Source organism: Deltaproteobacteria bacterium (assembly GCA_020848745.1).
In the GTDB taxonomy this organism is placed as follows: domain Bacteria; phylum Desulfobacterota; class Binatia; order UTPRO1; family UTPRO1; genus UTPRO1.
Map to the genome: position 1 here is coordinate 101,849 of JADLHM010000141.1, position 14,879 is coordinate 116,727.

The window sequence follows — 14,879 nt, forward strand, 5'->3', positions numbered from 1 at the left end:
GCGTGCGACGCGGACCGCGTTGGGGCGGGTCGGGGATCGCTTCGGGGAGCGCCAGCTCGCGTGTGCGCAAGTCGGAGAAGCTGGGTCGGGCTTTAGGCGCTGGGGACCACGTGCCGCGCGACCGTAGAAGCGATCCCCGACCCGGCCCATGGCAGCGGCGGTTGCTTCGCCGAATCGGCACCTACGTGCACGTTGCGTGACCGTCGCTACCCGACCGCGCGCTCGAGCGCGGCGCGCAGGTGGCGCTCGAAGTCGAGGTACGTCATGCCGAGCGCCTGCTTGAAGGCGGCGTCGCTGCCGTCGGCGGTCGCCATGGCTTCGAGGAGGCGGCGGACGTTGTAGGCGCCCTTGTGATCGAGGAGGTACTTCGCGGCGAAGTACGCCTGCGAGTACGCGAGGCTCGCCTGGTCGCGATCGAAGCGGGTGAAGCCGTTCTCGAGGTCGCCGAGGGCGAGGAGGTTGCCGTCGGCGACCGCCATCCGGAGCCGGTTGGTGCGGCCCGCGTCGTCGGTCTCCTCGGCCACCTGGGCCAGGCCCTCGTTCAGCCACACCGGCGCCTTGCCCTTCGAGAGCGTGACGATCGCGGCATGGGCGTACTCGTGACGGACGGTGCGCGCGAGCCGCTCGTTGCCGCGCGCGAGTCCGCCGATCGGCATCTTGATGCGGCCGTCGTAGATGCCGCCGCTCCAGTGCGGCGAGCCGGTGACTTCGCGGAAGGTTTCGTCGGGGTAGAGGACGACCTCGAGGCGTTCGAGCGGGTAGTAGGCGAAGCGGGCGCCGACCCGGCGATACGCGTCCTCGAGCGCGTTCAGTACCGTGCGCGCCGCTTCGCTGTCCTCGCGGCCCTCGATCTTGATGACGAAGTGCGAACTGCCGAGCGAATGATAGTCGGCTTCGGCCGCGGCGTCGCGTTCGAGGCGCGCGACCGTGTCGGCGAGCCCCGGTGAGTCGGCGCCGGCGGCCACGGCCTCCCTCAGCATCGCGAGGGCGTTCGCCTGGTCGTGGCGATCGAGGTGGATGCGCCCGAGCGTGAGGTACGTCTCGGCGTCGGCGGCGCCCTGGGTGACGGCGCGCTCGAGGTTGGCGCGCGCCTGCTCGGGCTCGTTGGTGCGGTAGTAGGCGTACCCGAGACCGCGACGGATCTCGCCGCGGTCGCCGAGCGCGAGCGCCTCCGTGAAGCGGGGGATCGCCTCGCGGAAACGTTCGTCGCGGAGCTTCGTGAAGGCGGCGTTCATGAGGACGGCCTGCAGGTTCGTGCGGTAGAGCTCGTTCTCCGGCGCGAGGCGCCGGGCGTCGCGCAGGAGCGCGGTCGCCTGGTCGAGATCGCCGGCGTCGGCGCGCGCGACCGCGGCGCGATTGCGCTGCTCGGCCTCGTCCTCCGCGGGCTCCGCGGCCGCGACACGCGGATCGTCGTCGCCGTCCTCCTCGTCCGCGGCGACCACCTCCGCGGAGGCGGGCTCCGTGTCGTCGTCGGCGGGGAGCGGCGCCGCGACGGGCGCCGGCGGTGCCGGCGCGGGCGCGCGGCCGCCGACCCAGCGGAGCGCGACGCCCGCTGCGATCACCGGGACGAGCCACGCCAGTCGACGACGCATCGGGGAAGAGCGCGACGCGGCTCAGTGCACGTTGCGCGGAAGGTCCGTCGCTTCCGAGATCGCGCCGAACGACGCCTCGTAGCGCTGGACGTTCTCTTGCAGCGCGCGCACGATGCGCCTCGCGTGCTCCGGCGTGGTGATCACGCGCGAGCGCAGCGCGGCGGTCTGGCTCGCCCCGGCTTGCTGCGGCGGCACGAAGAGGAAGTCGAGGATGAACTCCTCCTTGCGGTGGCTCACCATCATCAGGTTCGCGTACACGCCGAGGCTCGTCGCCGGATCGGCCTGCACCGCCATTTGATGGTGGTGATAGTGGTGCGCGGGGCTCCCGCTCTTCTCGTCGTCGGCCATCAGACGGCTCCTCGCTCGAGCAGGCCCGTGAACCGTTGCGCGTACGCCGGCCCCGTGCCCTGCTCCTCGTGCTTGAAATAGACGTACGCCTCGCTCCAGCCCGCCCCGACCACGCGCGTAGCCCAGTCGGCGAGCGCCGCCTCGTCGTAGTCCGCGCGCCGCAGGCGGAAGTACCCGAAGGGGGCGGTTACCTCGAGCGGCGTCGTGCGCTCCTCCCCGTCGGCGATGCAGAGCGCGACGCCGAAGCGCTTCAACACCGCGTAGGTGTCGTCGGCGAGCCACGACGGGTGGCGGAACTCGACCGCCGGGCGCAGGCCGGACGGCAGCTCGTGCAGGAACACCTCGAGCAGCTCCACGTCCTTCTTCATGAAGGGCGGCAGCTGGAAGAGGAGCGCGCCCAGCCTCGGTCCGAGCGTCTTCGCGACCGCGCAGAAGGAGGCCAGCGTGTCCTCGACGCTGCGCAGCCGCTGGTCGTGGGTGATCCGGCGCGGCGCCTTCAGCGTGAAGCGGAAGCGCTCGGGAACCTCGGCCGCCCAGTTCGCGAGGATGCGGTTCGTCGGCATCCGGTAGAACGTGTAGTTGATCTCGACGCTCGAGAAGCGCTGCCCGTAGAAGGCGAGCATCTGCTTGTCGGAGATGTCCTCGGGATAGAAGATCCCTTTCCATTCCTGGTAGTTGTACCCCGAGGTCCCGACCCAGTAGTCCGCCATGCTTCCCTTCCGTGTCGTGTCGTCACGCGCGGTGGCTTTCGACGCTCGGCATTATTGTCGGGTCGTCGCGACCGGTTCAAGGTAGTCGCGGCGCGTCGGCCGCGGGACGCGGCGTGCGCTCGCCGACCGGCGGCGGTACGACGATGCGCGGCGCCCGCCGCTCGGCCTCGCGCTGGTTCGGTGTCTTCGGCGGCGTGGCCGAGAGGCAGCCCGCAAGCGCGCAGGCAAGCAGCACGGCGAGCGCGGCGCGGGCGGCGCGCGGGCGGCGCGGGCGTCGGCGGGCGCCGAACGGCGGCGGCTCGGGCGGCATCGTGCGAGCGTGACGGCGTCGCGCGGCCGCGTCAATCGCGCCCCGGGCCGCCGCGAGTTGCCATCCCGTCGAAGTGCCTTTAGAGCCTCCACATGGAAGGCTCTTTCGAGCGAGCGGATCCGCCGGGCGGTGCCCCGGAGGGCGCACCCTCGATTCGGCGATGAGGCGCTACACGCTGCGCGGCGAGCCGCGCGCCGTGGCCACGCAGTTCCGCATCCCGTACGCCGACGAGCTCAATCCCCGCCAGCTCGAGGCGGTGACCACGCTCGACGGGCCGGTGCTCGTCGTCGCCGGAGCCGGAAGCGGAAAGACACGGACGCTCGTCTACCGCGTGGCGCGGCTCGTCGAGAGCGGCGTGCCGCCGGGGCAGATTCTTCTCCTCACGTTCACCCGCAAGGCGGCGGAGGAGATGCTGCGGCGGGCGAGCGGGCTCGTCGGCGGCAGCTGCGCCCAGGTCGCGGGCGGGACGTTCCACTCGTTCGCGCACCAGGCGCTGCGCCGCTACGCGTCCGACGTCGGCCTGACGGCGAGCTTCAGCATCCTGGACCGCGGCGACAGCGAGGACGTGATCGGGCTCGTCCGCGGCGAGCTCGCGCTCGACCGCAAGGAGCGGCGCTTCCCGCGCAAGCAAACGCTCGGCGAGATCTTCAGCATGGCGGTCAACAAGGGGACGACCGTCGCCGACCTCGTCGAGGCCGCGTATCCGCACCTCGTCGAGGATCTGCCCGATCTCCTGCGCGTCTACGCGCGCTACACCGAGTTCAAGGAGGCGAAGCAGCTCCTCGACTACGACGATCTGCTGGTGCGCCTCCGGAACGCGCTTCTCGAACGCACCGCGCTCGCCGCGCGGCTCGGGCGCCAATACCGCTACCTCATGGTCGACGAGTACCAGGACACGAACGCCCTGCAGGCGGACATCGTCCGCCTCCTCGCCGCCCCGCACGGCAACGTGATGGTGGTCGGCGACGATGCGCAGTCGATCTACGCGTTCCGCGGCGCCGACTTCCGGAACATCCTCGGCTTCCCGACGCTCTTCCCCGGAACGCGCGTCGTCACGCTCGATCAGAACTATCGCTCGACGCCGTCGATCCTCGATCTCGCGAACGAGGTCATCAACCGCGCGCCGCACCGCTATACGAAGAATCTCTTCTCGGAGCGTCCATCATCCGGCGAGACGCCCGGCCTCGTCCAGGCGCTCACGGAGCCCGAGCAGTCGCGCTTCGTCGCGCAGCGGATTCTCGAGCTCCGTGAGGAAGGCGTACCGCTTCAGGACATCGCGGTGCTGTTCCGATCGAGCTTCCACTCGTTCGATCTCGAGCTCGAGCTCGGACGCCGCGACATCCCGTTCGTGAAGCGCGGCGGCTTCCGTTTCATCGAGACGGCGCACGTGAAGGACGTGCTGGCGCACCTGCGGGTGGTGGCAAATCCGTCCGACGCGGTGTCGTGGAACCGGATCTTGCTCCTGCTCGACGGGATCGGTCCCAAGAAGGCGGGCGAGATCCTCGCGGCGCTCGCGGGCTCGACGCCGTGGGAGCGCCGCGCGGAGGTCCGGCTGCGGGGGGCATCGGCCGCGGAGCTCGAACGTCTCGCGAGCCTTCTCGGCGAGGTGGCGCGTACGCCGAATCCGGGCGAGCAGGTGAGCCGCGTCCTCGCCTACTACGAGCCGGTGCTCCGCCGCGTCTACCGCGACGATTACCCGAAGCGCGAGCGCGATCTCGAGCACTTCGCGACGATCGCGCTGCGCTACCGCGCGACGGGGCAGCTGCTCGCCGACATGGCCCTGGAGCCGCCGACCGACAGCGTCGGCGGCGTCCTCGCCGCCGACGGCGAAGACGAGGGCATGGTGACGCTTTCGACGATCCACTCCGCCAAGGGCCTCGAGTGGCACACGGTGTTCGTGCTGTGGGCCGCCGACGGCCGCTTCCCGTCGATGTACACCGTGCGCGACGACGCCGACCTCGAGGAGGAGCGGCGGCTCATGTACGTCGCGCTGACCCGCGCCAAGGACCTCCTGTACCTGACCTATCCGATCGAGATCTGGGACCGCGGCGTCGGCGTCGTGCTCGGCAAGCCGTCGCGCTTCGTCGCCGACGTCGACGAGTCGATCCTGGAGCCGATCGCCCTGATCGAGGAGGGTCCGTGAGGGGTTGCCCCGGGTGGCGAGGCGTCCGCGGGCGATGGTAGGCTCGGCGGGTCATCGGGAGGACGAAGTGGGTCGACGCATCCTGGGGATCATGGTGGCGGCGGTGGTGCTGACGGGGGGGCCGTGCGTTCCGCGCGCGGCCGCCGACGTGCTGCCCGTGCCCGCGGCGATCCACGCTCTGCGGACGCCGAAGGAGGAGACGCACGCGCTCCGTTCGGCGGTGGGCGCCGTCGTCGGCGAGCAGCGCTTCCGGGCCTCGCTCGCCGACGATCGCCTCGTCTTCGAGGTGGCGACCCGCTTCACGAGCGGGGAAGCGTGGGAAGAGCACGGCGAGATGGATCTCGCCGCGGGTTTCCGCGCGCGTCGCTTCGACAAGACGGCGCGGCGCGACGGCCGCATCGTGCAGGAGCAGCACGTCGACTTCACGACCGGGAAGGTGGCGTGGCTCGTGGACGGCGTCCACGCCGAGCGCACCATGACGCTCGCCCCGGACACCTACATCGGGCCGATGCTCGCGGTCGTGCTCGCGGGCGTGCCCGAGCGGACGCCGGCCGCGGCGCGCTTCGCGGCGCTCGTGTTCCGGCCGGATCCGGTCGTGGTGACGCTCCGCGCGGATGCCGTCGACGAGGAAGAGCACCCGCTCGGGACGCCGGTCGCGCTCGCCACGAAGCTCCGGGTGCGGGCCGATCTCGGTCCGGTGAAGAACGTGCTCTTCGCGCGCATCATCCCCACGTACTATTTCTGGTTCACGCGCGCGGACGAGCCCGCGTTCGTGGGCTTCGCGGGCGCGCTCTCGAACGGGCTCGAGGTCGTCATGACGGCGGCGACGCCGGCGACGGCCACCGCGCGCCTCGGCCGCCGCTGAACGCCCTCGTCAGGCGCTCAGGCTCGCGGGCTCGCGCGGATCGTCGTCGAGGAGGATCGAGCCCGGCTCGTCGACCGCGAGCAGCAGCGCGAACGTCGATCCGACGCCCGGCGTGCTGCGGACCGCGATGTGTCCGCCCATGGCTGCCGCGAGCCGGGCGCTGATCGCGAGGCCGAGGCCCGTGCCCTCGTGGCGCCGCGTCGACGAACCGTCGAGCTGCAGGAACGCCACGAAGATCCGCCGCAGGTCCTCGGCCCGGATACCGGCGCCGGCGTCCCGTACCTCGACGTGGAGGTACTCCCGCCCGCGCGCGTCGGGGCCCGGATCGGGCACCACGCGCTGCCACGGCATCGCGTGCAGCGCGTCGCGGCGGAGGACGAGCTGCACGGGGCGTCCGCTCGAGAACTTGAGCGCGTTCGCCGCGAGGTTCGACACGATCTCCTCGACGCGTGCGGCATCGGCGTGCACCGTCGGTACGTCGGACGGCACGACGGTCTCGACGACGGCACCGTCCTCCCCGGCGATCGCGCGCATGTCGCCCGCGACCTTGGCGACGATCGACGGCAGGTCGATCGGCTCGCGCGCGAGCGCGAGCGCGCCCGCCTCGACCTTGGAGAAATCGAGCAGCTGCACGATCAGCCGGTACAGGGTGAGCGCGTTCTCGTGGATGCGTCCGAGCCAGGCGCGCTGCTCGGGGGTGGCGCCGTCCAGATAGTCGACCAGCATCTCGGTGAAGCCGAGGATCGCGGCGAGCGGCGTGCGCAGCTCGTGCGTGATGTTGGCGAGGAACTCGTCGCGATGGCGCCCGGCGTCCTCGAGCGCGAGGCGCTGCAGGAGTTCGCGGCGATGGGCGCGCTCCCGGGCCTGGTGGCTCATCACCATGATGAGCCCGGTCGATCCGAGAAAGAAGAGGTTCTGGACGAAGATCGCCGGCTCCTGGATGCCGCCCCAGAGGACGCAGACCGCGACGTAGCTTCCGATCAGCGCCACGGCCGCGGCGAGCGACCAGCGCATCTCCCACGGCAGCAGGACCGCCGCCGTCAGCATGACGAGGTTGATGCCGGCGTAGTAGCCGCTCGATCCGCCTCCGTGGAGCCCGGTCATGAGGGCGATGCCGAAGCCCGTTTGCCACACCAGGAAGAGGCTGAGCGGCGCGACCCACGTCCGGCCGAGCTCGGTGCGCAGCAGGAGGAGCCCGGCGCCGCAGCAGCTCACCATGAGGGCGCGGATCAGCAAGAGCTGGCGCGCCACCTGCGGGTGCAGCAGGAGGTCGAGCACGAAGAACGCCGGGATGAGGACGAGCGCCAGGCGGCAGATCACCTGCAGCCGCGCGAGCAGGAGGGCGCGCACCTCGGCCGCGAAGCGCGTGCCGGCTTCGGGGCGCTCGGCGCAGACGTCGGGCGTCGATGGGGAACGCACGGGAGGGTCAGGACTTGCGGATCGCGACCGACGGCGACGCCGGCATCGGCAGCGGCATCGGCGGCACGGGCGCGGTGTAGCGGACGAAGCGCTCGCGGAGCGGCCCGCTCGTCGTCGCGGCGGCGACCGCGGGCGCGGCGTCTTGCAGCGCGACCTCGCGTTCCCAGCGACGCAGCCGCACGCACTGGAGGACGGCGCGAACGGTCGTCAGATGCGACACGTCCTCGGGCGACAAGGTGATGTCGAAGGAGCGCTCGAGGTTGGCGGCGAGGCGCCGTTGGACCTCGGGCGAATCGATGCCGGGAAGGGGGGTTCGCGAGCGGGCGGCGCGCAGGTCCTCGCCACAGCTCATCGACACGATCTCGCGGACGTTCTCGCCGAAGTGCATGGCGAGCTGCTCTGCAATTTGAGCGCCAGCGCGGCGCGGCGTTCGTCGTGATCGCGACGGTGCGGCCAAGGCGCTGATTTCCCGAGCGCTCCTTCCCGGGGTGTAATGGGGGAAGGGGGTGGAATCCCAGCGTTACCGCTCGCTTACGCGCCGCGCCCCGTACGATTGGGTGACACTCCAGCGACGAACCGGCATCGAAAGGACGCCGCAGGCGCCCGGGCACCTGCGGCGCGGCGCTCAGCGTCCGACGAAGCGGGGCGGGCGCTTCTCGAGGAAGGAGGAGACACCCTCCCGGAAGTCCTGGCTCGGGAAGCTCGCGAGCATCTCCCGATCGGTCTCGGCCGAGGCGGTCGCGAGATCGGTGAACTGGTGCGTGTAGACGAGCCGCTTCATGATCGCGATCGAGCGCGGCGAGCTCAGGGTCGCGAGCTCCGCGGCGCGCTCGTAGACGCGGGGCAGGAGCTCGTCGTGCGGGACCACCGCGTTCACGAGCCCGATCGCCCCAGCCTCCGCGGCGTCGATCACCCGTCCCGAGAAGAGCAGGTCGCACGCGTGCGCCGGTCCGACGAGCCGCGGCAGCATCCACGAGCTCCCGTGCTCGCAGATGAGGCCCCGGCGCGCGAAGGCGGTCGTGAAGCGGGCCCGGTCGGACGCGATGCGGACGTCGTAATAGAGCATGTGGGTGAAGCCGAGCCCCGCCACTGGGCCGTTGATGGCGGCGAGCACGGGCTTCGGGATGCTCTGCGGATACGCATAGGGCGTGTCGAGGGCCGGGTGGATCGGCGCGATCGACGCGGCCGCGTCGGCGTCGCGCTTGGCGGGCACCGCCTCGCCGGCGGCGGCGGACGGACTCGCGCTCTGGATCGCCCGCAGGCTCTGCATGTCCGCGCCGGAGCAGAAGCCGCGGCCCGCGCCGGTCACGACGATGACGCGGACGTCCTCGGCGGCCGCCGCGGCGGTGAAGGCGGCGTAGAGCTCGCGCCCCATCTGCGGCGTCCAGGCGTTCAGGCGCTCGGGACGGTTCAGGGTGATCGTCGCGATGCGGTCGCGGACGTCGTAGAGGATCTGCTCGTAGCCCATGGCGCTCCCTCCGGGCGGTCTCATAACGCCCGCCATCCCCCCAGGCAACGTCGGGTCGGGCCGACGGCGCCCCCCGCGGATTGCTCCGTTGCGGATCTTCCGCCCGGGAGGCCGACTGCGTTAAGATTCCGCCCCCCTTCCCCGGGGAGTCGTTCATGCGGGACGAAGCAACCTCCTTCGCGCGTCAGCGGCGCGCGCGTATCGCGCGCCGCTTCGGGCCGTTCGCGGTCGGCTGGGCGGGGATGCTGCTCTTGTGGCTCGGCGTCTTCGCGCTCGAAGGGCGGCTCACGTCGGGCGCCGTCGCGGCGGCGGGCGCGGGCGTGGGGATGCTCGCGATCGCCGGGTGGATCACGGCGACGAGGCCCACGACGCCCTGGCTGCTGCCCGTGACGGTCGCGACCTGCACCGGGCTCGGCCTCGATGCCGGCGCCATGGTCCACGCCGTCGGCGGGTACGGCGAGATCGTCGCGTTCATGTTGCTGACGCTCTACCTCGTCGCGGCCTTGATCTTCGGGTGGGGGTGGCGCGCCGAGTCGGTGCTCCTCGCGGGCACGCTCGTCCCGAGCGCGCTCGTGCTGGAGCGCTTCCCGTCGTTCGTGCCGCGGCCGGAGCTCGGCGCCGCCGTCGCGATCGGGGCGGTCGTCGCGCTCGCGATCGCCGAAGGCACCGCGCGCGACATGCGGCAGGTGGCGCGGCGCCGCCGCGCGCAGGAGACGGCGGTGGCGGCGCTGCAGGCCTCGCGCGACGCCTATCGGGACCTCGCCGAGCGCGCTCCGGACATGATCTGGAGCTGCGACCGCGACGGCCGCCTCACCTACGTGAACGAGGCGCTCGCCGCGTTCGTCGGGCTGCCCGCCGCGGCGGTCCTCGGCCGGAGCGCGGTCGAGTTCTGGACCGCGCACGGCGCCAACCCGGACTTCGCGACGCTGCTCGCGTCGGGAACGGCGCCGGACGAGCCGATTCGGATCCAATGCGTCACGCCGCGCGGGCCGAGGTGGGTCGAGGCCGCGGTGTCGACGGCCTACGACGAGGACGGCGCGACGGTGGGCTTTCGCGGGGTGAGCCGCGACGTCCAGGAACGGTACGACGCCGACGCCGCGCTGCGGGCGAGCGAGGAGCGGTTCCGCAGCTCCTTCGACCACGCGTTGATCGGCATGGCGGTGGTCGATCTCGACGGCCGGGTGGTCGAGGTGAACCGCTCGTTCGCCACCATGCTCGGCTACGTCCCCGAGGCGTTGGTCGGCCGGCGGATGGACACGCTCGTGCACCCCGAAGACGTCGCGCGGGCGACCGAGCAGACGGAGCGCCTGCTCTCCGGCCGGATCAGCGCCTTCGAGATGGAGAAGCGCTACTGGCACCGCGACGGCCACGTCGTGTGGGGGCTGCTCGGCTGCTCGCTGACGCGCGACACGCTCGGCGAGCCGCGGCACCTGCTCGCGCAGGTGCAGGACATCAGCGAGCGCAAGGCCGCGGAGACCGCGCTGCGCGAGAGCGAGGCGCGGTATCGCGGCCTCGTCGAGTCGCAGCACGAGCTCGTCGTACGGCTCGATCAGCGCGGACGTTTCACCTTCGTCAACGAAGCCTATGCGGCGGCGTTCGATCGACCGCCGGCGGCGCTGCTCGGGATCTCGTTCCTCGACCTCGTGCACCCCGACGACCATGCGCTGGTCGCCGAGATGATCGCGACCATGATCCGCCCGCCGCACCGCGCCTACGTCGAGATCCGCAACCTGATGGCGACGGGCGTGCGCTGGGTCGGCTGGGAGGCCGGCGTCGTCGACTCCTCGGGGCAGATCTTCGAGGCCCAGGCCGTCGGTCGCGACGTCACCGAGCGCCGCGCGGCGGAGGAGGCGCTGCACGCGTCGGTCGCCGAGCTCCGCCGCAGCGAGGAGAAGCTCCGGCTGCTCGCGCGCCGTCAGGCGACGATCCGCGAGGAAGAGCGCAAGCGGGTCGGCTTCGACCTCCACGACGACGTCTGTCAGGAGTTGGTGGGCATCGGCATCCTCGTCGAGTCGCTGCGGCGGAGGCTCGGTCCGATGCCGGCGGAGGTGGGCGCCGAGTTCGACCGCGTGGGGCGGTACGTCGGCGAGGTGGTCGAGCACCTCCGCCTCCTCGCGCGCGAGCTCCGGCCGTTCCTGCTGCGCGAGGTCGGACTCGCCGGCAGCCTGCGCTCGCTGGTCGACGGCATGACGTCGCCGCGGCTCGCCGTCACCATCGACCTCGAGACGCCGATCCCGCGCCTCGACGAGGAGACCGAGGTCAGCGTCTACCGCATCGCGCAGGAGGCGCTGACCAACGCCGTTCGCCACGCCGGCGCGCGCGCGATCGTGATCGCCCTCGCGGCCGTCGACGGCACGCTCGTCCTGCGCGTGCGGGACGACGGACACGGCTTCGACCCCGCGGCGAAGCCGGCCGCGGCGCTCGGCCTCGCCAGCATGGAGGAGCGCGCGCTCGCGCTCGGCGGTCGGCTCGACGTCCGCTCGGAGCCGGGCGCCGGCACGACGGTCACGCTCCGCTCCCCGCTCGATGCCCGCCGCGGGACGCCGGTCAGGGAGCGTGCGGGTTCGTCTCCCACACGATCTTCTTCTCCCCCTTCAAGAGCGACCACACCGCGAGCAGCGGCGCGAGATTGACGAGACAGAAGTAGAGCGGGATGAACGCGCCGCGCGGCCGGATCCCGAGGCGGTCGAGGACGAGTCCCGCGAGGGCCGCGCCGTAGAAGGCGACCTGCGCCGCGAAGGTCAGCTGGTAGAACCGGCGGTCGAGCAGGAACGCGTTCGCGACGAACGTCAGGATCAGCAGGAACGGAATGCCCCACCGCAGCAGGCGGTGCGAGATCAGCTGGAAGAGCAGGAAGGGGTGTCGGAGCGGATTCAGCGCCTCGCGCATGAAGCCGACTCCGCGGATGCCGCGGTTCACGACGCGGGCCCGCCGCTTGAGCTCGTCGCCCATCTGCTTCGACTCGGCGACCTCCCAGCAGGTCGCGTCGTCCTCGACGACCGAGCGGTAGCCCTTCAGGAGCGCGCGCGCCGGCTGGACGAAGTCGCTGATCGCGGCCGGGTCGAGGTGGGAGTAGAGGCACTTCCGCATCGAGTAGATGCAGCCGGTCGCGCCGATCACGGTGAAGATCCGGCTCTCCCAGCGCCGGATCGACGCCTCGTAGCTCCAGTACATCTGGCGGCCCTTGGCGCTCGCCTCCTCGCCGTCGCGGACGTAGCGCACGTCGCCGCCGACGCTGCCGACGAGCGGGTCGGCGTAGTTCGCGACCATCGCCCGGACGGCCTGGCGGTCGTACATCGTCGTGGCGTCGGAAAAGACGAGGATCTCGCCGCGCGCGACCTCGGCGGCGCGGTTCTGGCCGACGGTCTTCCCGCCGCGCGGCAGGTCGAGCAGCGTGACGCGCTCCGGATGCCGGACCGCGTACTCCCCCACGATGCGATTGGTGCCGTCGTTCGATCCGTCCGACGCCACCAGGATGTCGAAACGGTCGGCGGGATAATCGAGCGCGAGCGAGTTCTCGAGCTTCTTCGCGATCGCCTGCTCCTCGTTGTACGCCGCGATCACCATCGTCACGGTCGGCGTGATGGGCGCCTTGGCGACGCGGCGCTGCACGACGCGCGACACCAGGAAGAGGAGCAGCGGATAGCCTACGTACACGTAGGCCATCGCGCCGGCGCAGATCCAGAAGAGGATCTCCATCAGGCGAGGTGCAGGCAGTCGCGCATGGGCGCGAAGCGGAAATCCCGCAGCAGGCGACGGAGCTTTGCTTCGGTGCGTCCGAGATTCACGTAGTGGCTGCTGAAGCCGCGCCTGCCGGCCGTCTTCATGCGCGGTTGATCCGGATCGACCTCCCATGGATGGATGTAGAAGACCGTGCCCTGGCCCTCCCGGTGATTGACCCGCCGCATCCCCCATTTCATGTAGGCATACGGGAAGATACGGAGCCAGCCGCCGCCGCCGAGCGGGAGGTTGCGGCCGAGGACCTCGGTGGTGGTGATCGGGAACTCGATGAGCCGGCGGCCGTCCCTCTCGCGGATCACGTACGGGAAGCGCTCGGCGTCGGGCATGCCGTAGAGCGTGTCCTTGACCGGGAAGACGCTCGAGTCGTAGCGGTAGCCGAGGTCGAGCAGCACGTCGGGGCCCCACTGCGACTTCGCCGTGAACGAGAACGACGGGGCGCGGTAGCCGAGGACGGCCTCGCCTGTGATGTCTTGCAGGGTGTTCTTGGCCCGCTCGACGTCGGCCCGGAACTGCTCACGGGTTTGCTCGTAGACGATCCGGTGGGCGTAGCCGTGCGAGGCGATCTCGTGGCCGGCGGCGTGGATCTGGCGGACGATCCCTGGCCAGCGCTCGGCGTTCCAGGTGAGGACGAAGAAGGTGCCCTTGACCCCGAACTCGTCGAGGACGGCGAGGATCTTCTCGGTGTTCCGGTGGACACGGGACTCGTAGCGATCCCAGGTATCGAACGGCACGACCGCATCGAAGTCGGCGACCTGGTACCAGTCCTCGACGTCGACGGAGAAGGCGTTCAACGGCGACTCGGAAGTGTGCGGAGTCATTGGCGATCGGATCCCCGACCATAGCCGAAGGCTCGACGCGGCAACAACCCGCGAGCTGGATGCCGGCGTGGTGTTCCAGATTGGCGCACGAAATCGACCTTCCGGAGCACGCGCGACGCGCGGATTCTCGTGCGTGGCTGCCCCCACCGGTGCTACAGAGCACGCGTACCCGTCCCGTTCCGGCGCCCGACCGGCCCTCGCGGCGGACGCCCATGGTGCCGTGATCCGCGTGCCGTCCCCGGGCGACATGCGGCCGCAGTCCTCAAGAAGGAGACTTCCCCCGTGCTTGCTTCCGCCCGCTCGACCCCGTTCGTCCTCGCGTTCGTCGGCCTCCTTGCCGCCGCGCCCGCGTTCGCCACGACCATCACCGTGCAGCCCTCCAACCAGGACGCGTTCATCCGCAAGAACTTCCCGAATCGGATCGCGGGCGCGAACCCCACCAATCAGCGCATCCGCGTCCAGGCCTCGCCGCCGAACACGCAGGTCTGGCGCGGGCTCGTGCAGTTCAGCCTCGCCGGCATTCCGTTGGGTTCGACGATCAACTCCGCCGTCGCCGAGATCTCCGCGGGCAACAACGCGAGCAACCCGGCGCTCGTGCACGGGCTGCACCGGATCACGGCGACGTGGCTGCAGAGCGCGGTGAAGTGGAACAACGCGCCGGCCTTCGTCGCCGCGCCGACCGCGACCGCGTTCGTCGGCACGAGCACGGGCTTCAAGGCGTTCACCGTGACACCCGACGTGCAGGCGGCGGTGAACCTCTGCGCCGCCGACCACGGCTGGCTGGTGAAGGACCAGAACGAGACCGCGAGCAACGACCAGGTGAACTACGTCTCCCTCGAGGACATCCACCCGGCGCAGCTCGTGAAGCGGCCGAAGCTCACCGTCGACTTCACGCCGCCACCCTGTTCGACGAACGCCGACTGCGCCGACGCCAACTTCTGCACGACCAACGAGCAGTGCATCGCCGGCGCGTGCGTGGTGACGCCGGTGAGCTGCGACGACGGCGACCCTTGTACCGACGACATCTGCGACTGCGCGTCGGGCTGCGTCAACGCCAACATCTGCAACGACGGCTTCACCTGCACGACCGACATCTGCGATCCCGGCACTCTCGAGTGCACCAACGTCAAGAACGACGCCGTCTGCAACGGCCAGTGCTCCGACGGGTACTGCGACGCCGACCCCGACAGCACCACCGTCGATCCGGTGACCGGCTGCGAGATCACGAGTACCGATCCCGACGGCAGCGCGTGCGACGACGGCGAGGCGTGTACGACCACCGACGAATGTACGGGCGGCGTGTGCGGCGGCGACGCGGTCGTCTGCACCCCGCTCTCGCAGTGCCACGACGCCGGCACCTGCAACCCAGGCACCGGCGTCTGCTCGAATCCCGTGAAGCCGAACGGCGCCGCCTGCAACGACGGGACGCTCTGCACGGCTCCGGACGCGTGCGACGGCGCCGGCG

General features: G+C 71.1%; 13 protein-coding genes. 4 read left to right on the forward strand and 9 right to left on the reverse strand.

Annotation, left to right across the window (positions count from 1 at the left end; genetic code table 11):
* Window positions 1–206: 206 nt before the first annotated feature.
* The 4 genes from IT293_20365 to IT293_20380 all read right to left on the reverse strand — a co-directional run bounded on the left by IT293_20365 (window position 207) and on the right by IT293_20380 (window position 2,960).
* Entirely contained in the window at window positions 207–1,592 is a 1,386-nt protein-coding gene (locus IT293_20365; protein ID MCC6767017.1) for a tetratricopeptide repeat protein, read from the reverse strand.
* Window positions 1,593–1,613: 21 nt separating this feature from the next.
* Window positions 1,614–1,940: a DUF3467 domain-containing protein gene (locus IT293_20370; protein MCC6767018.1), complete on the reverse strand. Its 327-nt coding sequence runs from the start codon at window positions 1,938–1,940 to the stop codon at window positions 1,614–1,616.
* A complete protein-coding gene (locus IT293_20375) occupies window positions 1,940–2,650 on the reverse strand; it encodes a DUF72 domain-containing protein (protein ID MCC6767019.1) in 711 nt (236 codons plus the stop codon). The genes IT293_20370 and IT293_20375 overlap by 1 nt, the downstream gene beginning before the upstream one ends.
* A 76-nt stretch (window positions 2,651–2,726) precedes the next feature.
* Complete coding sequence (locus IT293_20380) at window positions 2,727–2,960, reverse strand: hypothetical protein (protein MCC6767020.1); 234 nt, start codon at window positions 2,958–2,960, stop codon at window positions 2,727–2,729.
* A 160-nt stretch (window positions 2,961–3,120) separates the two neighbouring features.
* Between IT293_20380 and IT293_20385 the strand changes: the two genes are divergently transcribed.
* Together IT293_20385 and IT293_20390 are read left to right on the forward strand one after the other, a co-directional pair.
* Window positions 3,121–5,103 carry an ATP-dependent helicase gene (locus IT293_20385; GenBank protein ID MCC6767021.1) on the forward strand — a complete coding sequence of 661 codons (1,983 nt, stop codon included), beginning with the start codon at window positions 3,121–3,123 and terminating at the stop codon, window positions 5,101–5,103.
* A gap of 67 nt (window positions 5,104–5,170) precedes the next feature.
* The gene (locus IT293_20390; GenBank protein MCC6767022.1) at window positions 5,171–5,968 is read left to right on the forward strand and encodes a hypothetical protein; all 798 of its coding nucleotides are present in this window, start codon (window positions 5,171–5,173) and stop codon (window positions 5,966–5,968) included.
* A 9-nt stretch (window positions 5,969–5,977) separates the two neighbouring features.
* Here IT293_20390 and IT293_20395 read toward each other — a convergent pair whose 3' ends face one another.
* The 3 genes from IT293_20395 to IT293_20405 all read right to left on the reverse strand — a co-directional run bounded on the left by IT293_20395 (window position 5,978) and on the right by IT293_20405 (window position 8,855).
* Complete coding sequence (locus IT293_20395; protein MCC6767023.1) at window positions 5,978–7,387, reverse strand: HAMP domain-containing histidine kinase; 1,410 nt, start codon at window positions 7,385–7,387, stop codon at window positions 5,978–5,980.
* 7 nt (window positions 7,388–7,394) lie between these two features.
* Window positions 7,395–7,775 carry a hypothetical protein gene (locus IT293_20400; protein MCC6767024.1) on the reverse strand — a complete coding sequence of 127 codons (381 nt, stop codon included), beginning with the start codon at window positions 7,773–7,775 and terminating at the stop codon, window positions 7,395–7,397.
* Between the two features lie 237 nt (window positions 7,776–8,012).
* The gene (locus IT293_20405) at window positions 8,013–8,855 is read right to left on the reverse strand and encodes an enoyl-CoA hydratase (protein MCC6767025.1); all 843 of its coding nucleotides are present in this window, start codon (window positions 8,853–8,855) and stop codon (window positions 8,013–8,015) included.
* 155 nt (window positions 8,856–9,010) lie between these two features.
* Between IT293_20405 and IT293_20410 the strand changes: the two genes are divergently transcribed.
* Window positions 9,011–11,488: a PAS domain S-box protein gene (locus tag IT293_20410; protein MCC6767026.1), complete on the forward strand. Its 2,478-nt coding sequence runs from the start codon at window positions 9,011–9,013 to the stop codon at window positions 11,486–11,488.
* Here the strand turns inward: IT293_20410 and IT293_20415 are convergent.
* Both IT293_20415 and IT293_20420 read right to left on the reverse strand, forming a co-directional pair.
* Complete coding sequence (locus IT293_20415) at window positions 11,403–12,554, reverse strand: glycosyltransferase family 2 protein (GenBank protein MCC6767027.1); 1,152 nt, start codon at window positions 12,552–12,554, stop codon at window positions 11,403–11,405. The two genes, IT293_20410 and IT293_20415, sit on opposite strands and share 86 nt — an antisense overlap.
* Window positions 12,554–13,414 (reverse strand): DUF3473 domain-containing protein, encoded by an 861-nt coding sequence (locus IT293_20420; GenBank protein MCC6767028.1) that lies wholly within the window; start codon window positions 13,412–13,414, stop codon window positions 12,554–12,556. Before IT293_20420 ends, IT293_20415 begins: the two co-directional genes overlap by 1 nt.
* 282 nt (window positions 13,415–13,696) lie before the next feature.
* Here IT293_20420 and IT293_20425 point away from each other — a divergent pair.
* Window positions 13,697–14,879, forward strand: a 1,183-nt coding sequence (locus tag IT293_20425) for a DNRLRE domain-containing protein (GenBank protein MCC6767029.1), incomplete at its 3' end; no start/stop codon positions are given.